Raw genomic sequence first — 26,138 nt, 5'->3', positions numbered from 1 at the left:
ATTGCTTACTTAATCCAGAAGAGCGACATCTAAATATTCTGGAACGTCAACCTGCCAGCCAAACCTATCTTTCAAGTGACGGCGGAAGCAATCCGATGCGCTGGCTTCTCCATGGGTAATAAATACCTGTTTTGGTTTACTGGGCATTTTTTCTAACCAGCGTGTCATTTCGGCATAATCAGCATGGCTAGAGAGCGCATCTAAGTTATGGATTTCAGCTTTCACGCCGACGTATTGGCCATGAATTTTTACGCTCGTAGCACCGTGAGTTAGGCTGTCGCCGCGAGTTCCCGCCGCTTGATAACCTAAAAATAAAATGCTGTTTTTATGGTCACCTAATAGGGTTTTTAAATGGTGAAGTACTCGTCCGCCGCTTGCCATACCACTGGCAGAGATAATAACGGCAGGGTATTTACGTTGATTTAAAGCAATCGATTCTTCGACCGTTTTTACGTAGTGAGTCATTTCGTCGATGCGATGACAGTCATCTTCGGATAATTTATGCAAATCGTGGAAGTTGTAAAATAATTCGGTAGCACGAATAGCCATCGGACTATTTAAATAAATAGGCACATCAGGAATCCGATGCTGATGTTTTAATCGTTCAATAATGTGAAGCGCCAATTGGGCACGGCCTACGGCGAAGGCGGGCATTAATACGATACCGCCGCGCGACATCGTTTTATTTATCACGTCGGCAATGGCTTGCTCGGCATCAACTTGTTCATGCAAACGATCACCGTAGGTGGATTCTAGAACCAAGTAATCGGTTGCTGGTAGCGGTTGTGGCGGGTATTGGATGAGATCGTTTTCACGCCCAACATCACCACTAAAGGTTATGCTCTTGCCTTGATATTCAAGGCGAATAGCGGATGCGCCTAAAATGTGGCCTACCGGAATTAATTGTGCGGTCATGCCACCAGGAAGACTAAGAATTTCATCAGCGGCAACATCTTTAATCTGTTTTAAAACTTTACGCGCATCTTCTTCAGTATATAAAGGCTCGGCTGGTTCATGTTTAGAGAAATGCTTGTAGTTAGCATAACGTGCATCTTCTTCTTGCAAATAGCCGGCGTCTGGCAGTAATACCTTGCATAAGGCTTTAGTCGCGACACTGCAATAGATAGGGCCGTGAAAGCCGCGCTTCATAAGTGCCGGTAAATACCCAGAGTGATCAATATGGGCATGGGTTAGCAGTACTGCATCAATGGCCGACGCTTCAAACGGGAGTTCGCTCCAGTTACGCCGACGAACGTTTTTGATGCCTTGAAATAAGCCGCAATCAATCAGAATCTTATAGCGATCATACTTCACCAAGTATTTCGATCCGGTAACGGTACCCGTTGCGCCAATAAATTGTACTTGAAAGGGAGATTGCATAAGCATCCTTATCGATTCGCTAATAAGTCAGAAACCCCACCATAGAATGATTTGCTGAACCGTTCGTTGATACAGGGCAATGCTTGCTCGGATTCTACTCGTTAGACTGAGTTGCTATTCATATAGATCATTGGCAAGCGGTTATGGAAACACAATTCGATTTTTTACAATTGCATCGGATGGGGATTGATACGCATCAGGAGCCTGTCGTTTACATGCGCCGCGACTGTCATGTCGCAACCTCAGAAGGCTTTAATGCGATGAGTCGTATCCGTGTGAACACGGCGCAGACTAGTATTATTGCAACGCTGGTTCTTGTTTGCTCGGATTTGTTATCGCATCAGCAAGCGGGATTGTCGGAGGCGGCCTGGCGTTTATTGCACTGCCCAGTCGACGGCGAGTCGGCATGGTTTCATCATGCCCAGCCTGTGGATTCTATGTCTCAGGTACGCGGCAAACTTTATGGTCATCGGCTAACCGCCGCCAGTGCGAAAAATATTATTACTGATATTCGCGCAGGTCGTTACAGCGATATTCAGCTTGCAGCGTACGTGACGGCTTGCGCTGGCGATCGTTTAAATTTAGATGAAACCATCGCGATTACCCAAGCAATGGTGGCCAGTGGTGAGCATTTCGATTGGGGTATTGACCAGGTGTTAGATAAACACTGCGTTGGCGGTTTACCCGGTAATCGTACCACTCCGATTGTTGTCGCTATTGTTGCCGCCAATGGCTTAGTGATGCCAAAAACCTCAAGTCGCGCGATTACGTCGCCTGCGGGAACCGCCGATACGATGGAGGTTCTGACCAACGTCAATTTAAGCTTCGATCTGATGCGCGAGGTCGTGCAAAAAGAAGGCGCCTGTTTGGCTTGGGGTGGTTCTGTGAGTTTGAGCCCAGCGGACGACATGATTATTCGTGTTGAGCGGGCTCTGGATTTGGATAGCGAAGGTCAGTTAGTCGCCTCGGTTATTTCGAAAAAAGTCGCCGCAGGTGCTAAGCAAGTGCTGCTTGATATTCCTGTCGGGCCTACCGCTAAAGTGCGTTCTGCCGAAAAAGCTCAGCGTTTACGCCAACTACTGGAAAGTACCGGTCGGGCGTTAGGTTTGGATGTGCGTACTATTATTACGGATGGGTCGCAGCCAGTAGGGCGAGGTATAGGCCCAGCACTAGAGGCTCGCGATGTTCTGCAAGTATTGCAAAATGATGGTCATGCTCCACAAGATTTACGTGATAAATCGCTGTTATTGGCTGCGCACTTATTAGAAATGGGTGGCAAAGCAGAGGTCGGTCATGGTTTAGCTTTGGCACAAAGCACTCTGATTAGTGGCCAAGCATGGGATAAATTTCGCGCGATTTGTGCGGCTCAGGGTGGCTTAAAATTGATCGAGAGCGCCGATTTTAGTCATTGTGTGCGCGCCACATCAAGTGGGGTAGTGGCCTATATTAATAATCGTTTTATTGCGCGTTTAGCGTCGTTGGCGGGAGCACCCAATGCTCCGACAGCTGGCATGGATCTGCATGTGAGGCTCGGTGACGATATTAATCAAGGTGATCCATTATTTACCTTATATGCCGAAGCGCCGGGTGAACTTGCGTATGCTTTAGACTTTTTAGACGGGCATACCGATGTTATTCGCATTGAGCGGGAGATGGTGTAATGAAGCTTATATGCGCTGATGGCCATTTAGAGTTAGCTAATTCGTTAGGCAAATTATTGAACGCGGAAGTGATTACTCCAGAGCATCGTTTATTCCCTGATGGTGAACATTATTACCGATTAGATGGCGATTTTTTTAATGAAGATGTGGTGTTGCTTTCACACTTACATCAACCAAATGAAAAAGCGATAGGCCTATTGTTTTTAGCGGGGCATTTGCGTGATGTCGGCGCGAGGAGTGTAGGTTTAGTCGCTCCTTATTTAGCTTACATGCGACAGGATATTCGCTTTAAAGAAGGAGAGTGTATTACCTCGCGTTATTTTGCTGGCTTGATAAGCAATGCATTTAATTATCTAGTAACGATTGATCCACATTTGCATCGTTATCATAGCCTAAATGAAATTTATCGTATTCCGAATCGTGCATTACACGCGACGAATCTTATCGGCGAGTACATTAAAAGAATGATTCCTAACGCTTTAATTATTGGTCCTGATGCTGAAAGTGCACAATGGGCAGAAGGCGTTGCGGAAGCAGCTCAGTGTGAGTTTTTAGTGTTTGAAAAAACGCGTAAAGGTGATCGCGATGTCAGTGTCGCTATGCCCGATCTTAGCTGCTACGCCGATGCGCAGCCAGTACTGGTGGATGATATTATTTCAACCGGAAGAACCTTAGTTGAAACCGCTGAAGGTTTAGTCGAGGCCGGTTTACGCCCTGCGATTTGTATTGGCGTTCATCCGGTATTAGCCGAAGGTGCAGAAATAACATTAAATAATCCCGCCATCGCTAATTGGTTAAGTTGCAATACTATTCCACATGCAAGTAATGCTATTGATGTTTCGTACTTACTAGCGCCCGCAATAGCAGCCATGATGGCGGAGATAATTCTATGATGCATATTTCTAATTCAGGGTCTCTGCAACAAAGTGCCGACGGCTATCAACACCATGCGGATATGATGCGAGTACAGCAGCATCGCCGCCATGATGCCGTGTTCGATCAATGGGCTCAAGGTTGTGGTGTTATCGAGCATACCGCGGCGACGCAATTAGCCGTTTTCGAATTGGCCGCTAATTTAGAAGAAACAGGAAAGATAAATAATAGACAAGAATGCTACGAAACCTTAATTGCCCTCGATGAAATTGTAAATCAAGGCTTGTGGTTAGTGGTGCACATGACCTATGCAAAAAATATTTATTTAGATGGTCGTGATTTGCAAGCCGATGATTTTAAACGCGACCCACAAGGACATACCGGCGGATCACTAAATATGGTGCCCGCTTATGCTGCAATGATGGCCTTAAATAGCTTAACTGGCCAACATCGAGATTGGTTAATGGGGCAAGGTCACTGTATTGCTGCAGTAGACGCCTTGCAGCTATTAACAGCAACCGCATTACCCGAACGCCGTCGTCGTTATCCATTAACGGATGATGGTTTGTCGGCATTTGTGCAGGATTTTTATAATTATCGCGTAGCGCCAGACGGTAAGCCTGCGTCGCCTTTGGGAAGTCATGTCAATGTGAATACCGCTGGTGCACGCATGGAAGGTGGATATTTAGGCTTTGCCGGTTTGCAATATGTGCATCAGCCATTACCGGGTGAACGTTTAGTTGCGTTTTTAAGTGATGGTGCGTTTGAGGAGCAGCGCGGTAGTGATTGGGCTGCTCGTTGGTGGCGCGCTGAAGATAGTGGCTTAGTGTCGCCCATAATGATTGCTAATGGACGTCGTATTGATCAACGTACGACGGTTGATCAACAAGGCGGAAGTGATTGGCTATGCGAACATTTACGTCACCAAGGATTTGCGCCTTTTGTTATTGATGGTCGCGATCCTGCCGCGTTTGTTTGCGCTATTTATAATATGGAGCAGGCGTTAGAACAGGCGGGAGATGCAGTAAAGGCGGGCGATGCTGTTTATCCCGTGCCACTGCCGTATTGCATTGCTGAAACCATCAAAGGATTTGGCTTTCCGGGAGCGGGAACCAATGCTGCTCATGGTCTGCCGTTGGGTAGTAATCCACGCCGTGACCGCGATGCATTACGTTTTTTTCAGCAAGGTGCGCGCGCATTATTTCAACCAAGAGAGACGTGGGAACTAGCAGCCGCACGTTTGGCCCAGCCTCGGCGACCAATACGTCCTGTAGCGGTTACGGTTAATCGCAACGACCCGCACTGGCATCACGACGCTATTTCGCCCATGGCGGCGTTAGACAGCTATTTTGTTGACTTGGTGGAAGTGAATCCGCAATTGCGTGTGCGCGTTGGTAATCCGGATGAATTATCATCGAATCGCATGAACCAAACGCTCGATTTATTAAAGCATCGCGTGACTACCCCCGAGGTTGGCAATCCAGAAGCAATCGACGGTTGTGTTATTACCGCACTCAACGAAGAAGCTGTTGTCAGCGCCTGTTTAGCGAACCAAGGCGGCTTAAATTTAGTGGTGTCGTACGAAGCGTTTGCGGCAAAAATGCTAGGAGCATTGCGCCAAGCATTAATTTTTTCCCGACATCAAAAAGAACAGGGCGATCCTGCGGGTTGGCTAGGACTGCCGGTAATCAGCACGTCCCATGTTTGGGAAAATGGTAAAAATGAACAGTCGCATCAAGATCCGGTATTGGCTGAGGCTTTGCTGGGAGAAATGACGGACATGGCCCGCGTGGTATTTCCCGCGGATGCGAATAGTGCCATGACCTGTTTAAAAGCGTGTTATGGCGATCTTGGTAGTGTTTGGAATTTGGTTGTGCCTAAGTCCGTTATGCCGGCGGTATTCAGTGCGCAGCAATCAGCGCAACTGGTCAGAGACGGCGCTTTATGTGTTGTTGGTCATTGTGGTGCTCCCTTGCAGTTAGTCGCTTGTGGTGCTTTTCAATTGCAACAGGCCTTGCGTGCGAGTGAGCGCTTACAAGAGCGCGGAGTCTCTCATTCACTGGTGTATGTATTAGAACCAGGACGTTTTCGTTTACCGCGTGATGGTTATGAAGCCGAGGTTATGGCCGACGAGGAAGTCACCACATCTCTTTTCCCTCACACGGTTCAGGCACGGATTATTTTGTCGCATATTCGCCCAGAAGTATTTTTGGGGCATGCGCGCTCTTTAGATTTAGGGCCACGTCGTTGTGTTGCATTAGGTTATGTTAATCAAGGCGGAACTTTAGATTCCGACGGATTATTATTTGCTAATCGTTGCACTTGGGCTGATGCATTAATGACGTTGGCGAGAATTTCTAATCATAAGGCAGATGATTGGTTAAGCCATGAAGAGCAAGCAGCTATACGAGGTGAAGGTGATCCATATGCCGTTATTCGTGATCCGTATCCAGCTCAGTAATGGCTGGATATGAATAACGAGGAGGCTAACGCTTTACCCCCGAATGGCTGTGCCAACGGGCAACGCTTCAAACCAGTCCAAAAATTCATGGACAAAAGGCGGCTTAAATAAGCGCCCATGCTGTGGTGCCATAATATTAATATCAAGACCGCGCACCCGACGAATCCAATCTAACTTAGCTTCGTTAGAGGGCATCCAGCGTTGGTGAAATTTACGCATTTTCGGTGCGTGACGCTCCATTGAATCTACCCATAAAGGCGCATCATTTTCTTCGAGTGCTGCGCCGACATCGCCACTCATTAAAATTTGCGCTTTCGGATCCCATACATGGAAGTTTCCCGATGAATGTAAATAATGAGCAGGTATAAATTGTAGTTGAATATTGCCCAAGGTGATCGTCATTCCCTCATCAGGAATACCGCAATATTCAATGCGCTCCATGCCAAAATGACGAATAAATCCTTCCCATAACCACGGCGAATATAGTTTTGCATCCGGCAGAGCTTGATCCCATAAACCCAGCGACGAAATAATATCGGGGTCTTGGTGCGAGGCGAATAAATGCGTTATTTGATCGGCAGGAGCGAACTTCAATACCGACGACAGCATAGGCGCGAATAACTCAATACCGCCGGGATCAAGCAGCATAGTGTGTTTGCCGCTTTGAATTAAATATTGGTTGGTATCAATAATCCCTTGGGGCTTTTTGGGATCTCGGCCAAACATGATCCAGCGGTGGTCGCCATCTTCATATAGTGTGGTTGCAAGCATTAGGCTCTCCTTCCTTTGTTGCTTTGGCTGAGTAGTGCATTTGCCTTGGTTAAGTGAGCGCCAATTTGTCCGGCAGTTGCGCGAATAGTATCGGCTATCACCTCCAGTTGACGGCGAAATTCGCCCGCTGAAGATGCCTCAACGTGACTAGACGTCGCGATGAGGTTGGCCGTGCGAATTTGTTTACGGCTTTCTTCCAGTTGATCCGTTAGTAAGCTAATGCCTTTTTGTAGCTCAATTGAAAGCGCAAGCTGCTTCGCTTTGCATTCATTAATACTGACGGTCAGTGAGTTTTGATAACGGCTGTTTTGGGTACATACCCAATCGAAATGCTTGCTAGCCATATCGGCGCGCCAAGCGTTGACGGCTTGCTGCGACAAGTGTTCGGCCAGTACATTAATATTTTGCGATTGGCGAATAATAGTGCTGGCCAATTCTTCAATAAAATCTGTGATTGCACGGAATCCGACCGTACGAGAACCCGCTCGTACGGCAAGTGCACGGGCATTTTTGGCGGTTAGCGCCAATCCTCGCGCTTCCAGCATGGCCTGATGCAATTCTGCTGAAATTGCTGCGGCAGTAATAAAAACAGGTGCGGACACAGTCCCTCCTTTGACAAGCGTCTTGCTGTCGGTGGTAGCAGTATAGGAGTCATTTCAAGGTTGCGCTTAGCGTGACGAAATTTCTGTACCCGCAGCATGGGTTTTTAGCCAACCACGAATGCGACGTGTCGCAAGATCACTATTGTTGGCCGATGTCGGCAAGATGATCTGTTGATACTTGCGCATGTGTTTATGGGCCATAGCGCCGGCGCGTTGTTGTAACTGAAATGGCGTTTCGCGATTGTCGGCAGTTACTAGGTCAAGCATAGGAATGTCTAAGCCTTCGAGACGCTGGTTTAGCTGGATACGGCTTAAACGATGCTCGCGCGCATCCACCATAATGAGGGTGATGCCTTTGGCATTGTTCGAATCACGTTGCTGTTGCTGCACATAATCAGCCGCCCAAGGTGCGCTTTCACCCGAAGCAATAACGACAATATTCAGTTGACCGCGTTGATTTAAAAAATTAATTCCGGCTTGGATTTGTTCGCGCACTTGCTGTCGATAGCGGTCATCGGCGCTGGGTTCTGTTGTCACATCATCTTCAACTGGCGTTGCCGACTGTGGTAAGGCCGGCAGACGTTCTAGCCGGGGCAGTGGCGCATTGTTCTCAGCCGCTAAGTCTTGCGGTGTGGTATCCAGTTCATCGCTTTTACTGATCCCTGCTGAATCTATGGGATCGGGTTTTATTTGTGGATTTGCCGTTGTGTCAGTTGCGCTGGTGGCTGGGGATTCGCTGGCTCCAGCGTCGCTATTCTCATCCTCTACAACAGCAGTCGTTTCGCTACTAGTTGCAGAGTACTCACTACGGGACGGTATGGCGGGGTTGGGTGTCATCGGCATTTCAATGGCTAAGGTATTCCAGCCGTAGTCAGGTAACTGCTCTCGCAAGGGTGTAATTAGGGTGGGCCATTGGCCGTGCTGATCGATATCGTGAAGTATCAGTATGCCACCCTGAGCTTTGCCGTTGCGTTCGGGTAAATAGAGTCCATAAAAGGATCGCTCGCCAGCTACTAGCATGACGGCTTCGTTATCTCGTTGGTATAAGGATAAGTATGAAAGAACACTGCGATGCCGGTTGGCATCGGGATAGGGAATGACGCGCATGCTGGCAGGTGTTGCCGCTGTTTCGTCTTCTTTCGGCAATGTTTCACCGTCGCTAGTCGAGTCATTATTGGTTGCGTCTGTTGTGGTATCGCTCGCAGCGGCTTCCGCCGCGTAACTTTGTTGAGACACGCAGGCTCCCGCTATTAGCAGGGCGAATAGGGCTGCTAACACCAAACAAGTAGGCTTTCGGTTGACATTATTCATCGCAGACATAGGGCGATATTCCACTTAAAACTGAGCTAGATGTTTGTACTCAGCAAGAAGTGTTCCTACGACGGCGGTAGTGTGTCTGACGTCAAGGCATTACAATGCCCCCAACGCTCAGTTATCGAAAGGTTTGCCCTCATGAAGGAATGCTTGATTGCTCCGTCTATTTTATCTGCGGATTTTGCGCGCTTAGGCGAAGAAGTAGAAAACGTATTAGCCGCGGGTGCGGATGTGGTTCATTTCGACGTTATGGATAACCATTATGTCCCTAACCTTACCATCGGACCTATGGTCTGTAAGGCGTTGCGGAATCATGGTATTACCGCACCGATTGATGTGCATTTGATGGTCAAGCCAGTCGATCAGATGATTGGCGATTTTGCCGAAGCCGGCGCGACCTATATTACTTTCCACCCTGAAGCCTCAGAGCATATTGATCGTAGCTTGCAGTTGATTAAAGCGGCGGGTTGTAAGGCGGGCTTAGTATTTAATCCAGCAACGCCGCTGCATTATATGGACTACGTCATGGATAAGCTCGATGTGGTGCTGCTGATGTCGGTTAACCCGGGCTTTGGTGGTCAGTCATTTATCCCTAATACGTTAGATAAATTACGTGAAGCGCGTGCGAAAATTGATGCGTCGGGTTTCGATATTCGTTTAGAAATTGATGGTGGTGTTAAGGTAGATAATATCGCCGAAATTTATGCGGCCGGTGCCGATATGTTTGTTGCCGGTTCTGCGATTTTTAATGCGCCGGATTATAAAACCGTGATTGATAAAATGCGCTCCGAGATCGCCAGCGTTAATGCCTGATCGCGATTTTTCCGTCCAATGGAATAGCGCTGTTCGTCAGCGCTTTGGCGATACTGGCCCTGAACTAGTGCTGCTGGATCTGGATGGCACCTTAATTGATAGCGTGCCTGACTTAGCGGCGGCGGTGGATACTATGCTGGCGGCTTTGGGGCGAGAGCCTGCAGGTCAACAACAAGTAAGCCATTGGATTGGTAACGGTGCTGATATGCTGATTCGACGTGCACTCAGTTGTGGTGACGAAGATGCCGCTAATGCATTGACGGCCAGTGAACTACAGACCCCACGTCAGTTATTTGATACAGCCTATTTATCCACCCTGCATCAAGCTACGGGTGTTTTTCCTGGTGTCTCGGACTGGTTAGAGCGTGTTACGACGCCGAAGATTTTAATCACCAATAAACCGCGTTTATTTACCGTACCACTCATTGATTCACTGGGTTGGACGGGGCATTTTTTGAGGCTGATTTGTGGTGATGACTTCAGCGAAAAAAAACCTTCACCAATGCCGCTATTCAAAGCCTGTGAATTTGCTAATGTGACCCCGAGCAATGCACTGATGATTGGCGACTCACGCCATGATATTGGAGCGGCTAAAGCCGCAGCTATTTGTTCTGCTGCCGTCACTTATGGTTACAACCACGGCGATGATATTGCGCTTAGCCACCCTGATTATTTACTGAATAGCCTGTTCGATTTAATGGAGCCAAAGAATGCCTGAATGGTTTAATCAGTACCCAAGTCAGATCGTTATTGCCTTGCTGGCGTTAGGATTTATTGCGGCTGGTGGCTTAGGTTATCTGCTGCGTGGTCGCAAGGTTGCGCGCCTGAGTGAAGAATTTCAGAGGGTGCAGCAAGCTTTAATGCAAACTCAGCAAGAATATCAACAAGAACAAGAAAGATATCAAGTATTACAGCAAGCGTCGCAGCAACAATTGGCGCAACTGCAAAGTTATCAAGTGGAAGAAGCGCGTCAGCAAGAGCGAGTAATAGCCCAGCAGCAGCAATTAGCACAGCAACAAGCGAAATTAGAGCAGTTAGAGCACACTCTGCGTGACAGTCAGCAGCAGTTGCAGCAAAGCCAAACGCAATTGGCGACCGAACAAGAAACTCGTCTGCAACAACAACAGCATGCCGAAGAAAAGTTAGCCCTGCTGCAAAGTAATAAAGAAGAGATGTTGAAAGAGTTCGAATTGCTTAGCCAAAAAATCTTCGAGCAAAAAACCAAACAATTCACCGAGCAAAATCGCGTCGGTTTGGATACGGTATTAACACCGTTTAAAGAGCAGCTCGAAGGGCTAAAAAAGAAAGTCGAAGATGTACATATAGACGACGTACGTGATCGCACGACGTTAAAAGCACAAATTACCGAGCTGCATCAGCTTAATAAGCAGATGACTACAGAAGCTCATGCATTGACGACGGCTCTACGTGGCGAGAAAAAGACTCAAGGTAATTGGGGGGAGATGGTACTTGAACGAGTACTAGAGCGTTCTGGTTTACGCGCGGGCGAAGAGTATCAGCGTGAGCAGAGTATGCAAAATGATGAAGGCCAACGCTTTCGCCCGGATGTGATTATTAACTTACCAGAAGGTAAGCACATCGTTATCGACTCTAAAGTCTCGCTGAATGCCTACACCGATTATGTCGCCGCAGAAACTGATGAGGCGCGAACACTTGCGGCGCGCCGTCATACTGATGCCATTCGCAACCATATTCGTAGTTTGAGTGAAAAAGCCTATCAACAGCTGGAAGGTATCAACTCGCCAGACTTTGTCTTCTTATTTATGCCGATTGAACCCGCCTTTATGTTGGCGTTTCAGCATGATGAAAGTCTATTCAATGATGCGTTTGAACGTCGTATCGTGGTCGTTACACCAACGACCTTGTTAGCGACGTTGCGCACAGTTGCCAGTATTTGGGCAATAGAACGCCGTAACAAGAGTACCGAGAAACTGGCAGAGCAAGCGGGCAAGATATATGACAAGCTAACCATTGTTGTTGATCGCATGGAAACCTTAGGTAAACAGCTGAATACGGCACAAGGCACTTGGGATAGCGCTTGGAATTCTTTAAAAACGGGACGTGGTAATCTGTTTAGCCAAGCGGATCAGTTTTTGAAGTTGGGGGTTCGGGTTAAAAAAGAGTTGGCCAAGAACCTCGTAGAAGAAGCGAATGACGAGCATGATTTACACGAATCTATGCGTCTTAAGCCTCTTGTCGTCGACAGTGACGACTGATCAACGACAGTTAAACGGTTTTTTATTACCAGCAACGGCCTCCAATAAGTCATGTCCTAGTTGGCATGATCCCCCATTGTCCTAGTAGGCCTTTTGTAGCCATTTGTAACCTTACACTAGCAGGGCTGGCGCTCTTTCAGTAAGCGACTAGAATCAAAAAGCATACATATTCTCACATTTGTGCAGTTTGAGATGAGAAGGTCTGTTACATGCTGTCTCACTACTGGATCTAATTCGCACACATTCATATGGATATATCGCCCCCATCACAGCAGGCTTTAAAGTTAAATTGGCAAGCGTTCCAGAATCTAGGCGCTAGAGCTTTGGCTTTGCTGGTGCTGGCGGTTGCTGCTGCGGTATTACTCGGCTGGATTGCTGCTATTCCGACGATTACTCGATTTGCTGATGATTTTCCCGCCATGGTGTTCAATACCGCGCTGTTTTTTGCTTTATTGAGCTTAGGTTTGATATGCGATCGCCATGTCGTCTTTGGTTTTTGTAGCAAAATAACGGGGACTATTGTTTTCGTTTTATCCGCGCTGACCCTGCTGCAATACTGGCTTGATATGTCACTCGGTATTGATGAATGGTTTTGGTCGGATGACTCAGCCGATCCTTTGTCTTTACGCTCGTCTCCGTCGACCTGCTGGACCTTCATGCTGTTATCAGGGTTGATGATGGTCGGGAGTATTCTTAGACGTCATTCTCACAATCTGGTCATCGCCTTAATTATTTTGGGTGCTCTTACCCCAACCACTGGGGTCGTTATATATATTTATGATTATTCTGACTTAGCCAAAGTTGACGCCTTTTCGACCATGGCGATCCACACGAGTGTGTCGTTCATCTTGTTGTATATGGCGGTTGCTATGGGAGTAGGGCGCCGTAATGGAGCCGATCATTATCCCGATGATGGTCCGGGTTTTCGCCAGTTTAGACGTCTCATCTTGCCAACCTTATTTATCCCATTAGGTACGGGAGCTGTCTTGCATCAACTGGTTAACCAAGAGTATTTAACAGCATCATTTGGTTTGGCCATCATGGCGTCTGGTTTTTGCCTGACCATTGTTTCTGTTCTTTTATGGAACTCGCGGCGCGAAGACGAGTGGTTTGATTCCATTAATCAAGAAATTGAAGCGCGCGTGGGGGCGCAATCTCAATTAACTATGCTGCTAGATACTATATCTAAAGGCGTATTATTCGTGGGGAGAGACGGCAAAATTAAGTTAGCTAACGACGGTGCCTCGCAATTATTTGAATTCCCTGTTGAGTATTTGCAAGGGCGACACATACGTGAGCTACTTGCATCATCCGCCCATGAAAGTTTTGATAAACATTTCGATCATTTTATAAATTGCCAAAATCGTACGCATTACACCCATCAGCCTTTTCGTATCAGCGCCCGCAATGCCAGTGGTGATGAATTTCCTGTTCTTGCCAGTGTTGGTTATCTCTCTGAAGCGAAAGACAATGGTTTTGGTGTTTTGCTCCTCAATGGCGAGATGATTGAGCGACAAATGGAACAGCTGCGTCATAAAGTTCGTACCGACCATCTTACTCTTGTGGGTAATCGCAGTAGCTTTGATGCTCGAATGGATGAACTAAATGCTTATGGTTCAAGGTCTGAACAAGCGGTAGCATTAATCATGGTTGATATCGATCATTTTAAGAAAGTGAATGATCGTTTTGGTCATGCTGCTGGTGATTCTATCCTCAGTGATTTTGCCCGAGAGGTTGAGGATAGCTTACGTTATTCCGACTCCTTATACCGCTACGGCGGTGAAGAGTTCGTGATCGTTACCATTGGTGCGTCTTTGCCTCATGTTCGCATGCTGGCAGAACGTATCCGCATGCGCGTAGAAAGCTATCCATTCCCATACAAGACCAAAACAATTCATATTACGTGTAGCTTAGGTGTGGCTGTCCGCTTGCCTGAAGAAACGTTAGAGCATTGTTTAGAGCGTGCCGACAATAGCTTATTTGTGGCTAAAAATACCGGTCGCAATCGTGTCGTTGTTAATGAACGCCATGATATGAATTGAGTGGCATCCGTTCGCCAGTTCTGGTTGTCGCACTGTGCTTGGGCTAGAATGTCGCACTTTTGTACAGCTAGGCTGACCTATGAGCGAACGCGATAACATCTATCAAGCACCGCACGGCAAAGTAGCAGACTTTGCCTTTGATGCCGCGGTCGCGCGCGTGTTTCCCGATATGATTCGTCGTTCTGTGCCCGGTTATGCCGAAACCGTTGCTATGTCTGGGGTTATCGCCGGTCAATATGCGCAAGCTAACTCCAACTTGTATGATCTAGGCTGCTCTCTTGGCGCCGTTACATTGGCGATGCGTCATGGTGTGCGAGCCACAAATTGCCAGATCATAGGTATTGATAATTCGGCATCCATGTTAGAGCGTGCCGAGCATTATTTAGCCTTAGATGACGCGCATGTACCGGTCCATTTTGTTTGTGCGGATATTTGTAATTATCCACTCGAAAATGCCTCGGTTACCGCATTAAATTTCGTCTTGCAATTTATTCCGTTAGAGCACCGCCTAGAATTATTAAAAGATATCGCCGCTGCAACTTTACCTGGCGGTGCATTAATCTTGTCTGAAAAACTGGCTTTTGACGTCAATGAACAACCGGTGCAGGATGCTCTGCATTTAGATTTTAAACGCGCCAATGGTTATTCTGATCTGGAAATTGCGCAGAAACGCAGTGCCATTGATAACGTATTGATTCCGGAAACCGAAGATGTGCATATTCAGCGTTTAAAAGCCGCTGGTTTTTCTCAGGTCATTCGTTGGTATCAGTGTTTTAATTTTGCCTCATTTTTAGCGATTAAATAATTTATTATGAACACCGATGTATTGACAGCTGATATAGCGAGCTCCGAGTCTTTATTGCCTTGGTTTGACGAATTACGTTCCTTTTTAAATGAAGGTAAGTTTGCGCCTTGGGGGGCTGTTGTTGAACAACAATTGCAAGGTGTATTGCACGACAATGAACACGGTGATCAGCGTCGTTGGTTAGATGCCTTGTACTCCCTGCCTGACTTGGAACAAGTGAATTGCGATTTAACGGCGCATGATTTGGCTCTGACGAGTACTAATATTTCCAATGAACAACAAGCGGCGGTTTTAGCCGCGGTGCAAGGGCTGATTCCTTGGCGCAAAGGCCCATTTCAATTCTTTGATACACACATAGAAACTGAATGGCGCTCCGATTGGAAATGGGATCGTGTAGCACCACATTTATCGCCATTGCATGGACGTGTGGTGCTCGACGTGGGTTGTGGTTCGGGTTACCACATGTGGCGCATGTTAGGTGACGGCGCTGCGCGCGTGATTGGTGTTGACCCATCGCGGTTATTTTTAATGCAGTTCCAAGCGGTAAAAAAATACGCTGAAGTGGCATTGGGTAAACTTCCCGCTGACTTATTGCCGTTAAAAATGGAAGATGTGCCGCCACGATTAAAAGCCTTTGATACGGTATTTTCGATGGGTGTTTTATATCATCGTAAATCGCCGATTGATCATCTGCAGGAGCTGCGCGATACCTTGCGTCCCGGTGGTGAGTTGGTATTGGAAACGTTAGTCATTGATGGTCCTTTAGGTGAAGTACTAATGCCCGAAGACCGTTATGCCATGATGCGTAATGTTTGGTTTTTACCTTCGCCTGAAACTCTGCTGTTGTGGTGTCGTCGAGTAGGTTTCAAGAATGCGCGCATCGTCGATTTGAACCAAACATCGCTGCAGGAACAACGTTCCACTGATTGGATGACGTTTAATTCGCTAAAGGATTTTCTCGATCCTAGTGATATCAACAAGACTGCTGAAGGCTATCCGGCACCGCTGCGTGCAGTGGTGATTGCGGAAGCTTAGCTAGCTATCGATTCTTTCCTGCAAGGCTGCAAAAAACGCAGCTCTGTCGCGCTCACGTTTCACATCCTCGAATACCTGAGCTAGCTCCGCAGATTGGATCGAAAAGTAATGCAGCCATTGCTTCATTCGATCCACTAACTGCTTATCGGTAATATCCGGTAGTTTGGTTGCCAATAAAGGCAGTAGCGCTAAATGTTGCTGCCATGTCATAGGCACATGATCTGGCTGTTTAATGCGCAGGGCCAAATCGGGTGTCGAAACTAACCCACGGCCAATCATGAGTACATCGGAGCCACTTTCCTGTTGGCACTGTGCGGCTTGGGCGGGTGTCCATATTTCGCCATTGGCGAGCACAGGGATGGTAACTACATCTTTTATCTGTTTAATCCAATCCCAGTAGGCCGGTGGTTTGTAGCCTTCGGTTTTGGTGCGCGCATGTACGGTGAGCCACTGGATGCCGCCACTAGCGAGAGCCTGAGCATTTTCTATTGCTAAGGTTTTGTCGTTAAAGCCTAAGCGCATTTTGGCACTGACAGGGATGTGGTTAGGAACCGCTGCACGGACTTGGGTTGCAATGCGGTGCAGCAAATCGGGGAATTGCAGTAATACTGCGCCACCCATGCTGCGATTGACGGTTTTAGCAGGGCAACCAAAATTTAAATCAATGGCGGGAGCGCCCAAGCTTGCTGCAACGGCAGCATTCGCTGCCATCATTTCGGGATCGCTGCCCAATAGCTGCACATGTACCGGAGTTCCCGCCAATGTCTTACCGCTATTGTGCAGTTCCGGGCACAGACGATAGTAAACTTTTGCTGGTAGCACTTGTGTCGTAATGCGAATGAATTCAGTTACGCAGTGATCTATGCCGCCAACAGCGGTTAATAACTCACGAAATTCGCCATCCATTAGGCCTTCCATCGGCGCTAGCGCAATGTAAGGTCGATCTTGTATGGAAAAGGGAAGCGTGCCAGTAAACATGGGGATACGTATTGCAACTGAAGGCGCGCGAGTATACGCATCTAGGCCTTTTTCTGCTAGCCACATACGCTCTAGCCTGCATAACCAAGCCTTTTGGCTTCTTTATGGCAGTTGCTTTAAATTGGTCTTTTCAGTAATCTACGTCGGCTTGTCAAACCTATTGGCAGGGTTTTTTCTGCTCTAACGAAAAGCCTAGTACAAGTATAAATACGACATTACAAGGAGCCCCCTGCATGTCTGAGCCTAGTCTCGTATCTCAGGGTTTGGAGTTAATGATCTTCGGTATGGGCGTAGTATTCGTGTTTTTGACGATGCTAGTGTTCGTAACCGGCTTCATGTCCAAGCTGGTAACTAAACTGACGCCTGAGCCTGTAATCGTTCCCGCTAAAGTGGTAACTAAAAAACAGCCAGGTGTAGATCCGCAATTGTTGAAAGTACTTTCAGCTGCGGTAAAAGAGCATCGCGCGCGCCAAAAGTAGCATGCGGTATATAACAACCCATACGTTTACAACGTTAACGGAAGAAAAGGCCATCATCCATGTCCGATTCTAAGAAACCTTTAGGTATCACAGACGTCGTTCTTCGCGACGCACACCAGTCTATTCTGGCCACCCGCATGCGCATTGATGACATGCTTCCTATCGCTGCCAAACTCGATCAAGTCGGCTACTGGTCACTTGAATCTTGGGGCGGTGCAACGTTTGACTCTTGCATCCGCTACCTCGGTGAAGATCCATGGGATCGTATCCGTGAGTTCAAAAAGGCAATGCCAAAAACTAAGCAACAAATGTTGCTTCGTGGTCAGAACTTGCTGGGCTATCGTCACTACGCTGACGATGTTGTGGAGAAATTCGTAGAACGTGCTGCTACCAATGGTGTAGACGTATTCCGCGTGTTCGATGCAATGAACGATCCGCGCAATCTTGCGACTGCTCTAAAAGCAGTTAAAAAGAACGGCGGTCATGCACAAGCGACCTTGTCTTATACCACTAGCCCAGTTCATACACTGGAAGCATGGGTAAGCTTGGCAAAACAAATTGAAGATATGGGTGCAGACTCCATTGCTATTAAAGATATGGCTGGTGTACTGACTCCATATAATGCATATGAATTGGTTTCTCGCCTTAAGGCTCAGACCGACCTTGAAGTTCAGTTGCACGCACATGCGACGGCTGGCTTGTCTGATATGACTATTCTGAAAGCCGTTGAAGCCGGTATTGACCGTGTTGATACTGCCATCTCCTCAATGTCGATGACTTATGGTCACACGGCAACGGAATCGGTTGTTGCTGCTTTGGCTGGTACTGATCGCGACACAGGGATCGACCTGTTATTGCTAGAGGAAATTGCTGCTTACTTCCGTGAAGTTCGTAAGAAGTATTCTAAGTTTGAAGGTGCTCTACGCGGCACTGATTCTCGTATCTTGGTTGCTCAAGTACCAGGCGGTATGTTGACCAACATGGAAAACCAACTGCGCGAGCAGGGTGCTTCTGACAAGTTCGACGAAGTATTGAAAGAAATCCCGCGCGTGCGTGAAGATCTTGGTTTTATTCCTCTAGTAACGCCTACTTCTCAGATCGTTGGTACTCAAGCAGTACTGAACGTTTTGACGGGTGAGCGTTACAAGTCGATCTCAAAAGAAACTCAAGGCATCCTGAAAGGTGAATACGGTGCGGCTCCTGCGCCTATGAATGCCGAGTTACAAGCTCGCGTTCTGGATGGGAAAGAAGCCATCACGTGTCGTCCAGCCGATTTGATCGATGCTGAAATGGATCAAGTGTTAGCAGACGTTAAGAAACTGGCTGAAGAGAAAGGCTTCAAGTTGGCTGAAAATGCCATCGATGACGCGCTGACTCTGGCTATGTTCCCGCAGGTTGCGCCAAAGTTCTTGGCCAATCGTGGTAATCCAGATGCGTTCGAACCAGCACCAAGTGCTGCAGGTGCTGATACCTACACGATCAACATTGATGGCAACGAGTACGTTGTTAAAGTTAATGAAGGTGGTGATGTTACAAATCTTGCTCCGGTGAATGGCGCACCTATGTCTATAGGTGGTGCTTCTTCAACGGCTGCACCTGTTGCTGCGGGTGGCGGTGATCCAATTACTTCGCCATTGGCAGGTAATATTTGGAAGGTATTGGTTCAGCCAGGTGATGAAGTTGCAGAAGGCGACGTCGTACTGATTCTGGAAGCCATGAAAATGGAAACTGAGATTCGCGCACCGAAAGACGGCACCATTGGCAGTGTTTCTGCCAAAGAAGGTACGGCCGTTAAAGTGGGCGACACTCTGTATACCCTAGGTTAAGGAGCTGTCATGCATAGTTTGATTAACCTTTGGCACGACACTGGTTTATACCAGATGGAGCTAGGGCAACTAGCAATGCTTTGCATTGGTTGTGTGCTGCTGTTTTTAGCTATCCATCCTAAGTTCCAGTTCGAGCCTTTGCTGTTGTTGCCGATTGCGATTGGTACCATTTTCGTAAACATCCCTGGTGCTGACTTTTATGCTGGCCCAGTGATCGCTGCGGATGGTCACCTCGATACTCCGGCAGGTTTGTTGTATTACATTTACCACGCAGGTATTGAAACCGGTTTATTCCCACTGCTCATTTTCATGGGTGTTGGTGCAATGACGGATTTTGGTCCTTTGCTGGCTAATCCAAAAACCTTATTGCTCGGCGCTGCTGCACAGTTTGGTATTTTCGGTACCTTGTTTGGTGCGGCCTTCTTCACTGATATTGGTGTGATGGACTTCTCCCTGCAGCAAGCGTCCGCTATCGGTATTATCGGTGGTGCTGACGGCCCAACCTCGATCTTTATTGCATCTAAGTTGGCTCCTGAGCTATTGGGTGCAATTGCGGTTGCTGCATACTCTTACATGGCATTGGTGCCTATGATTCAGCCACCAATCATGAAAGCGTTGACGACCGAATCTGAACGTAAGATCAAAATGAGTCAGCTGCGCGAAGTGAGTAAGGGTGAGAAAATTATCTTCCCGATTACTTTGCTGGTACTAGTTGCCTTGTTGTTACCATCAGCTGCGCCCCTTTTGGGTATGTTCTGTTTTGGTAACTTGATGAAAGAGTCGGGTGTTGTTGATCGTTTGAGCGATACAGCGCAAAACGCCTTGATCAACATTGTGACTATTTTCTTAGGCTTGGGTGTTGGTTCGAAAATGAGCGCTGATAAGTTCTTAAACTTCGATACCTTAAGCATCTTGATTCTAGGCATGGTTGCCTTCTGCATGGGTACTGCCGCAGGCGTTATCATGGCGAAGATCATGAACAAGTTCTCGAAAGATCCTATCAACCCATTGATTGGTTCTGCGGGTGTATCGGCGGTGCCGATGGCGGCTCGTGTATCCAACAAAGTGGGCTTGGAAGCGAATCCACAGAACTTCCTGCTGATGCATGCTATGGGCCCTAACGTGGCTGGTGTGATTGGTTCGGCGGTTGCTGCGGGTGTGATGATTAGCTATTTCGGTTAATCGTTAGCGCGATGAGAAAACGGCTCACTTAGTGGGCCGTTTTTTATTCTCCCATGATATCGTGAGCTTGGATTTTGCTCGTAGGAGCGGGTGTAGTGAACAGAACCCGCGGTAAAATCTAAACACAAATCAAAATCACTGCCGATAAATCGTCTCAATCAAATGCCAGCCAAACCGTGTTTTGATAGGCCCTTGTACTTTCAAGACGGGTCCTTCAAACACGGCTTCATCAAACGCTCGTACCATATCGCCGCGGCTAAACTCGCCTAGCGAGCCGCCGTTCTTTTTAGAAGGGCAGGTTGAATACTTGCGTGCTAGCTTGTCGAAGTCTTCGCCTTCTTTAAGTCGCTTAAGTAAGGCGTTTGCTTCATCTACCGTTTTAACCAGAATGTGACGAGCACAGGCACGACGAGCCATAGTAATCTCCGAGTCAGTTTAATTGAGGTATTATACCTGCCAATGGCTTGTATCGTGTCTTGAAAATACGCCGCTTCATACCGATATAGTCTATACCCCTTGCAGGAGTTGCTTCATGTTATTGCTGATCGCTGTTTGTGCAGTATTTGCCGTTCTCTATTTAGGTTGGAGTCGGCAGCAGCGAGCACGTTCGTTAGCGTTGACCCGAGTAAAGCGCCAGTGCGAAACGGATGCTTTGCAGTTACTGGACGATACGTTAATTCTAGAAAGTATGCGGTTTAAATGGCGCAAAGATAATACGCCAGTGTTATGTCGCTGCTATGCGTTTGAGTTTACTTCTACCGGTGACGAACGTTACGCCGGTTACATCCAGCTAGAGGGATACCGCGTTGCTTCGTTACAGCTTATGCCACATCGAGTTCAATAGAAGTGAACGCGACTAATTACCGGAGAATATGATGGTAGTACATCAGCCAGAGCAGACTCGTTTCATTATCGAACAAGATGGGCATACCTGTTTACTTGAGTATGCGCTCGAGGGGCAGAATATTAATTTTACCCACACGTATGTACCTTTCCGTTTGCGCGGCAAGGGTTTAGCAGAGCAACTAGTTGAAGTAGGACTGGCTTGGGCTAATGCAGAACAATTAAACGTTAAAGCAAGTTGCTGGTACGTTGCTAAGTTTTTACCTCAATAGAATTAATCGGAATCTTTTATTTTATGCCGATTAAAATATTGCAGGGTATGTTATTACTGGATCAATTATTAACGTTGTAACTGTATAAATTCTAAAATCCAGGCACCGATATCATCAGCGTCTGTCGGCTGATCTAAACTCGAAAATCCCGCATCTAAAATCTCATCGCCGATAGCTGCGCGCCGGCGTTCTAGCAAGCGCACAAAGTATTCAGCGGTAAACTCTGGGTGACCCTGAAAAGTTAATACGCGGTCGTCGATAAAAAAAGAAGCGTTATTGCAAAAACGACTTCCAGCTAGACGTTTCGCTTTTGGGGGTAATTGTTCTACTTGATCTTGATGACTATAAATGAGGCGCATATGACTGCGTTGGTCGTTTAGCCAAGCAGGACGGTGTTCTATGGTTGTCATATGTACTCCAACGCCCCATCCTTTGCTGCTTTTTTGAGCGTAGCCGCCTAGGCTATGAGCAATAACTTGATGGCCAAAACAAATCCCAATTAGGGGAGCTCCTTTATCGTGAGCTGCTTTGATCCAGTTACTCAGTGGCTCAATCCATCGTTCGTTATCGTACACGCCCGTTTTGGAACCAGTAATTAAATACGCATCACACTCGTCGAAGGTTTGTGGTAATTCACCTTGCTTAACCTGATAGTGACGGTACTGAAGCTCGTGAGACCTTGACGGCAGGCTATTAAAAAAATGCCGAAACATGGTGCCGTAACTCTTATAGTCTTCTAGAAGGTCAGAATATAGATCGTCTGTTTCTAACAGGCCAAGGTACTTCATAGTCATTAATGCAGCGTGTCGTCTGTTGAGTGTTGATGGTTAGGTGGATTGTTCTTCCGCAGCGGAGTGAGAATATCCTCTAATCCATGAATTTTTAATTCTAGCGCAAGTGCTAGGAGTTGGCCCAGCTGTCCTTGAGGGAAGCCCTTATTATTCATCCAGAGTAGGTATTCTTCTGGAATATCCATTAGGACACGACCTTGATACTTGCCGAAGGGCATTGTCGTTGTGATCAGTAATAGCAGATCATTCTTATCAAACACAGTTCGTCACCCTTGATAGTTGCCTACCATGATGAGGTGGGCCGGCTGCTCAAGCAAGCCAAAATTACTAGTAAATATCGACCTTACAGGATAACTTATGTCGCAAATTGACATTATTGGTGAGAAAATTGTGCCTATTTTTATAATTGTCATTATGGATGGTCTACACTGTTTTTCTACGACAATGATGCATCGTGGCAAAGTGCCATCTAGTTTTCCCCGAGTTGTATAAGGGTTTGTGAGGTCGGCACTTGAGTAAAATAGCCCCCGTTGGCGAGTGTGAGATTCGTGGAGTAGTTGCATGAATGCCGTTAAACCGGTTCTAGATTCTTCTTTTGTTAGTGAAGGGTGGTCTCGGATTGAGCGTGAAGCAGAAGAAGGAATTTCACTAGGTGTCGTTCGTTCAGAAAGTGGTGAAATCCGTCTAGAGACAATTTTAGAACGTTGCTTACGTGTTTTTTTAACCACACGAACTGAAACGTTACATGCGGATATCGAAGGTGCGCTGCTTCATATTGCTCGTTATTTGAAGGCGCGGAGCGCATTGGTTTTCGTTGCTGATGATGGTGAATCTGTTTCTGAATTATTGGTTAGTATCGGTGCAAAAGACGTTGAGGAGCTGCCACAACTCCTCAACAACTATTGGCGTAATGATTTAAATACCGAACGGCACTATGAAATGGGCGGTTCGAAAGTCCTTAGACGTGCGGCAGCGATACCTGCGGATGTAGAATTACTAAACCTTTTAGACTCTGATAATGCTATTTTGCTTCCAGTGAGCGGTCAGGAAGGCGCAGTTGGCTTTCTGTTAATTAGTTTTGAGCAAAATCAGCCGCCATTGAGTAATCGCCGTCAAGCATTACTAGCTACCTTCGCGCAGCTTTGTTTTTTAGTTCAAGACCGTCTCACTATGATGAGCCAGCTAGAGGATAGAGAGCAATTACTAAGACAAACTGAGCGCTTAGCGAATATTGGTAGTTGGCAAGATGATGTGTTGAACGATGTCATTGTTATTACGCCCCAAGCTGCGGTGATTTTTGAACAAGAAGAAACGTTAACAACGGTGAGTTTGTCTCGGTTTTTTGAATATGTGCATCCTGATGATAGTGAGCGTGTAGCGCAAACTTTAACTGAGAGTATGCAGCAGCATAAACCGTCCGACATGATATACCGAATCGTCACTGAATCTGGCACGGTGAAAGTTATCCATGGTCGTGCCGAAGTTATTGTTGATGATAGTGGTAAGTTAGTTGGTCGAGTTGGTTCTATTCAAGATATTACTGAACAACAAGCGAAAGAACACCGCTTACGACAAGCAATGACCGTGTTTGAATCGACGATGGAAGGGGTGGTGATCACCGATTCGCAAAACCGAGTTGAGGCAATTAATCCTGCATTTACTTCCATTACAGGCTTTGAAGAAGCTGATGTCCTTGGCCGATCAATTTCCTTACTAAATTCGGGCCGTCATTCCAAAACCTTTTATGAAGGTATTGCTAGATCCGTCCAGGAACGTGGTTACTGGCGCGGTGAAATTTGGAATCGTCGAAAAAATGGTCAGATTTATCCGCAGTGGCTAACGATTACCGAAGTGAAAGATGCGCAAAACCGTGTCACTAATTATGTCGGTGTTTTTTCCGACATGTCTCGCATCAAAGAATCAGAAGAGCAATTGGAGCACTTATCTAATTATGATTCGCTTACCAATTTACCGAATCGTGCTCTGCTATTAAGCCGTCTTGAAGGGGCTGTTAATGTAGCAACACAGAAGGGTCGTAAAGTTGGTGTTATTGCCATTGACCTCGATCATTTCAAACATATTAATGACAGCCTTGGCCATCCCGCGGGCGACCGTTTGTTGCAGGAATTTGCTCAGCGTATGCGCCAGCGTTTGCGTGATAGCGATACCGTTGCTCGCCAAGGTGGTGATGATTTCGTAGTGGTGTTAGAAAATGTTATTTCTCATGAGCAGGTGAGTAACGTTGCTGACATTATTTTGAATCTATTACGCACACCATTTGATGTTGGCGTCGGCCAAGAGCTTTATATTGGTGCCAGTTTGGGGATTACATTATTTCCAGATCATGGCTCAGATGTGACTCAATTATTGAGTAATGCTGATGTCGCTATGTATCAGGCGAAGCAGCATGGGCGTAATCATTATCAGTTTTATTCAAATGATATGACTCAAGCGGTGTCGGATCGTTTAGAACTTGGCAATCAGTTGCGCGGTGCATTGCAGCACGACAATGAATTACAACTCTATTATCAACCTCAAGTTTGTTTAATTGATGGCCATATTGTGGGTGTTGAAGCCTTAATGCGGTGGCATCATCCACAAGAAGGTATCATTGCGCCAGGTCGTTTTTTACCCGTTGCCGAAGATAATGGCTTAATGCCTGAGTTGGACGGCTGGGCGTTACGTGTGGCCTGTCATCAAATTGCCGTCTGGCAAAATGAAGGCTTCGAACCCATGATCGTTGCGGTGAATATATCCCAGCCAACCTTTGTTGCCGGTGGTTTGGTCGAGCGTTTACGGCGCTTGCTGGATGAAACACAAATTGATCCTAGTTGGTTGGAACTTGAAATTACCGAGGGTGCTTTACTAGAGCCAAGTACTCAAGTTCTCGACACTATTAATGGCTTAAAAGAGCTTGGAGTGATGTTGGCGGTTGATGATTTTGGTACGGGCTATTCTTCGTTAGCGTATCTGCATCGTTATCGGGTTGATAAATTAAAAATCGACCGCAGTTTTGTACAAAGCGTTGAGGACGAAGACGAAGGTCGCGTCATTACTACAACCATTATTCATATGGCGAAAGGTTTGGGATTACAGGTGCTGGCGGAAGGTGTGGAAACGGAAGCTCAATTGAATTTCTTGCGTGACAATGGTTGCGAAAGTTACCAAGGATTTTATTTTAGTAAACCCGTGCCTGTAGCTGAGTTAAAGTTAGAAAAAACTAAAGGCCATTAAATGGCCTTTAGTTCTTTTTAAGCGGCTTACTCGTAAGTGCAGAAGTAAGCGGTTTGACCAGCCATACGCACTTGAAATTTTACGTTGGCGGCAACTTCAAATGAGTCGCCTTGGTTAAAGGTTGCCCATTCAGTGGCGCCAGGCAGCAAAGCATCCATAGAACCTGAAACAACCGTCATTACTTCTTTCTGGCTCGTGCCAAATTCGTAATCGCCCGCTTCCATTACGCCGACAGTGGCCGGTAGAGTCGCGGTTTGCAGAGCGATTGATTTTACTTTGCCGTCAAAATATTCGTTAACTTTCAGCACGATACGTACTCCTATTAAGTGAGGTCGCGATTATACGCATCCTATGGTGCTTTGCAGAGAGGCAGAGTAGGGTTATCACGTAAATATTTCGTTTACATGAAAAAAACCTGAGCAGTGGCGTAAAATTTCCTATATACTTTGCGCCCTTTTGAACAATGATGAGTCGGGCTCACCCGTGTCAGCAGCGTGTTAGCAGAGCTAACCAGTTAGCGGCAAAGCCCTTCCCCGTCT

The 26,138-nt window shown here is 46.8% G+C and carries 24 protein-coding genes; 15 read left to right on the top strand and 9 right to left on the bottom strand.

From position 1 onward, the window contains the following. Positions 1 to 9: 9 nt before the first annotated feature. Positions 10 to 1,380: an MBL fold metallo-hydrolase gene (locus tag TOL_RS13060; RefSeq protein WP_015487818.1), complete on the bottom strand. Its 1,371-nt coding sequence runs from the start codon at positions 1,378 to 1,380 to the stop codon at positions 10 to 12. Positions 1,381 to 1,523: 143 nt separating this feature from the next. Between TOL_RS13060 and TOL_RS13055 the strand changes: the two genes are divergently transcribed. Genes TOL_RS13055 through TOL_RS13045 form a run of 3 tightly spaced genes read left to right on the top strand, consistent with a single transcriptional unit; the run spans position 1,524 to position 6,375 of the window. Further along, a complete protein-coding gene (locus tag TOL_RS13055) occupies positions 1,524 to 3,041 on the top strand; it encodes a thymidine phosphorylase family protein (protein ID WP_041588502.1) in 1,518 nt (505 codons plus the stop codon). After that, the gene (locus TOL_RS13050) at positions 3,041 to 3,934 is read left to right on the top strand and encodes a ribose-phosphate diphosphokinase (RefSeq protein ID WP_015487816.1); all 894 of its coding nucleotides are present in this window, start codon (positions 3,041 to 3,043) and stop codon (positions 3,932 to 3,934) included. The genes TOL_RS13055 and TOL_RS13050 overlap by 1 nt, the downstream gene beginning before the upstream one ends. Beyond that, positions 3,931 to 6,375, top strand: coding sequence for a phosphoketolase family protein (locus tag TOL_RS13045; protein ID WP_015487815.1), 2,445 nt, complete (start codon positions 3,931 to 3,933; stop codon positions 6,373 to 6,375). The genes TOL_RS13050 and TOL_RS13045 overlap by 4 nt, the downstream gene beginning before the upstream one ends. Positions 6,376 to 6,408: 33 nt before the next feature. Here the strand turns inward: TOL_RS13045 and TOL_RS13040 are convergent, their stop codons facing one another. The 3 genes from TOL_RS13040 to TOL_RS13030 all read right to left on the bottom strand — a co-directional run bounded on the left by TOL_RS13040 (position 6,409) and on the right by TOL_RS13030 (position 9,059). Next, the gene (locus tag TOL_RS13040) at positions 6,409 to 7,146 is read right to left on the bottom strand and encodes an oxygen-binding di-iron domain-containing protein (RefSeq protein WP_015487814.1); all 738 of its coding nucleotides are present in this window, start codon (positions 7,144 to 7,146) and stop codon (positions 6,409 to 6,411) included. Continuing rightward, positions 7,146 to 7,748 carry a hypothetical protein gene (locus TOL_RS13035; protein WP_015487813.1) on the bottom strand — a complete coding sequence of 201 codons (603 nt, stop codon included), beginning with the start codon at positions 7,746 to 7,748 and terminating at the stop codon, positions 7,146 to 7,148. Before TOL_RS13035 ends, TOL_RS13040 begins: the two co-directional genes overlap by 1 nt. 66 nt (positions 7,749 to 7,814) lie before the next feature. Further along, positions 7,815 to 9,059, bottom strand: a complete 1,245-nt coding sequence (locus TOL_RS13030; RefSeq protein WP_269450313.1) for an alpha/beta hydrolase family protein — start codon at positions 9,057 to 9,059, stop codon at positions 7,815 to 7,817. Between the two features lie 141 nt (positions 9,060 to 9,200). On the opposite strand from TOL_RS13030, the gene rpe reads away from it, so the two are divergent. The 6 genes from rpe (at position 9,201) to cmoB (ending at position 15,994) form a co-directional block, all read left to right on the top strand. Further along, positions 9,201 to 9,875 carry a ribulose-phosphate 3-epimerase gene (gene rpe, locus TOL_RS13025; RefSeq protein WP_025264907.1) on the top strand — a complete coding sequence of 225 codons (675 nt, stop codon included), beginning with the start codon at positions 9,201 to 9,203 and terminating at the stop codon, positions 9,873 to 9,875. After that, a complete protein-coding gene (gene gph / locus TOL_RS13020; protein ID WP_015487810.1) occupies positions 9,868 to 10,593 on the top strand; it encodes a phosphoglycolate phosphatase in 726 nt (241 codons plus the stop codon). Before rpe ends, gph begins: the two co-directional genes overlap by 8 nt. Continuing rightward, positions 10,586 to 12,112 (top strand): DNA recombination protein RmuC, encoded by a 1,527-nt coding sequence (locus TOL_RS13015; RefSeq protein WP_015487809.1) that lies wholly within the window; start codon positions 10,586 to 10,588, stop codon positions 12,110 to 12,112. The genes gph and TOL_RS13015 overlap by 8 nt, the downstream gene beginning before the upstream one ends. 248 nt (positions 12,113 to 12,360) lie before the next feature. After that, the gene (locus TOL_RS13010) at positions 12,361 to 14,154 is read left to right on the top strand and encodes a sensor domain-containing diguanylate cyclase (RefSeq protein ID WP_015487808.1); all 1,794 of its coding nucleotides are present in this window, start codon (positions 12,361 to 12,363) and stop codon (positions 14,152 to 14,154) included. 79 nt (positions 14,155 to 14,233) lie between these two features. Continuing rightward, positions 14,234 to 14,959 (top strand): carboxy-S-adenosyl-L-methionine synthase CmoA, encoded by a 726-nt coding sequence (cmoA, locus tag TOL_RS13005; protein WP_015487807.1) that lies wholly within the window; start codon positions 14,234 to 14,236, stop codon positions 14,957 to 14,959. A gap of 6 nt (positions 14,960 to 14,965) precedes the next feature. Beyond that, complete coding sequence (cmoB, locus tag TOL_RS13000; protein WP_015487806.1) at positions 14,966 to 15,994, top strand: tRNA 5-methoxyuridine(34)/uridine 5-oxyacetic acid(34) synthase CmoB; 1,029 nt, start codon at positions 14,966 to 14,968, stop codon at positions 15,992 to 15,994. Here cmoB and TOL_RS12995 read toward each other — a convergent pair whose 3' ends face one another. Then, the gene (locus TOL_RS12995) at positions 15,995 to 17,038 is read right to left on the bottom strand and encodes a tRNA dihydrouridine synthase (protein WP_015487805.1); all 1,044 of its coding nucleotides are present in this window, start codon (positions 17,036 to 17,038) and stop codon (positions 15,995 to 15,997) included. It lies immediately after the preceding gene. Positions 17,039 to 17,205: 167 nt separating this feature from the next. Between TOL_RS12995 and TOL_RS12990 the strand changes: the two genes are divergently transcribed. The 3 genes from TOL_RS12990 to TOL_RS12980 are packed head-to-tail and all read left to right on the top strand — an operon-like array spanning position 17,206 to position 20,459. Continuing rightward, positions 17,206 to 17,451: an OadG family protein gene (locus TOL_RS12990; RefSeq protein WP_015487804.1), complete on the top strand. Its 246-nt coding sequence runs from the start codon at positions 17,206 to 17,208 to the stop codon at positions 17,449 to 17,451. 59 nt (positions 17,452 to 17,510) lie between these two features. After that, a complete protein-coding gene (oadA, locus tag TOL_RS12985) occupies positions 17,511 to 19,277 on the top strand; it encodes a sodium-extruding oxaloacetate decarboxylase subunit alpha (protein WP_015487803.1) in 1,767 nt (588 codons plus the stop codon). Positions 19,278 to 19,286: 9 nt separating this feature from the next. Further along, the gene (locus tag TOL_RS12980; RefSeq protein ID WP_015487802.1) at positions 19,287 to 20,459 is read left to right on the top strand and encodes a sodium ion-translocating decarboxylase subunit beta; all 1,173 of its coding nucleotides are present in this window, start codon (positions 19,287 to 19,289) and stop codon (positions 20,457 to 20,459) included. Between the two features lie 135 nt (positions 20,460 to 20,594). Here TOL_RS12980 and TOL_RS12975 read toward each other — a convergent pair whose 3' ends face one another. Continuing rightward, positions 20,595 to 20,876: a peptidylprolyl isomerase gene (locus TOL_RS12975; protein ID WP_015487801.1), complete on the bottom strand. Its 282-nt coding sequence runs from the start codon at positions 20,874 to 20,876 to the stop codon at positions 20,595 to 20,597. Positions 20,877 to 20,991: 115 nt separating this feature from the next. Between TOL_RS12975 and TOL_RS12970 the strand changes: the two genes are divergently transcribed. Next, positions 20,992 to 21,303, top strand: a complete 312-nt coding sequence (locus tag TOL_RS12970; protein ID WP_015487800.1) for a DUF3301 domain-containing protein — start codon at positions 20,992 to 20,994, stop codon at positions 21,301 to 21,303. Between the two features lie 28 nt (positions 21,304 to 21,331). Continuing rightward, positions 21,332 to 21,574, top strand: a complete 243-nt coding sequence (locus TOL_RS12965; protein ID WP_041588501.1) for a GNAT family N-acetyltransferase — start codon at positions 21,332 to 21,334, stop codon at positions 21,572 to 21,574. A 68-nt stretch (positions 21,575 to 21,642) separates the two neighbouring features. Here TOL_RS12965 and TOL_RS12960 read toward each other — a convergent pair whose 3' ends face one another. Together TOL_RS12960 and TOL_RS12955 are read right to left on the bottom strand one after the other, a co-directional pair. After that, a complete protein-coding gene (locus TOL_RS12960) occupies positions 21,643 to 22,368 on the bottom strand; it encodes a glutamine amidotransferase-related protein (RefSeq protein ID WP_051052416.1) in 726 nt (241 codons plus the stop codon). Then, on the bottom strand, positions 22,368 to 22,625 hold the full coding sequence (locus tag TOL_RS12955) for a DUF3820 family protein (protein WP_025264918.1): 258 nt from the start codon (positions 22,623 to 22,625) through the stop codon (positions 22,368 to 22,370). Before TOL_RS12955 ends, TOL_RS12960 begins: the two co-directional genes overlap by 1 nt. 301 nt (positions 22,626 to 22,926) lie before the next feature. Between TOL_RS12955 and TOL_RS12950 the strand changes: the two genes are divergently transcribed. Further along, entirely contained in the window at positions 22,927 to 25,599 is a 2,673-nt protein-coding gene (locus TOL_RS12950; protein WP_015487796.1) for a bifunctional diguanylate cyclase/phosphodiesterase, read from the top strand. Positions 25,600 to 25,625: 26 nt separating this feature from the next. Here the strand turns inward: TOL_RS12950 and ppnP are convergent, their stop codons facing one another. Continuing rightward, complete coding sequence (gene ppnP / locus TOL_RS12945) at positions 25,626 to 25,907, bottom strand: pyrimidine/purine nucleoside phosphorylase (protein WP_015487795.1); 282 nt, start codon at positions 25,905 to 25,907, stop codon at positions 25,626 to 25,628. Between the last annotated feature and the right edge of the window lie 231 nt (positions 25,908 to 26,138).

The sequence above is a fragment of the Thalassolituus oleivorans MIL-1 genome, from assembly GCF_000355675.1.
GTDB classification, from domain to species: domain Bacteria; phylum Pseudomonadota; class Gammaproteobacteria; order Pseudomonadales; family Oceanobacteraceae; genus Thalassolituus; species Thalassolituus oleivorans.
Note: the sequence above shows the minus strand (reverse complement) of the source record. Positions and strands in the feature narration are given on the sequence as shown.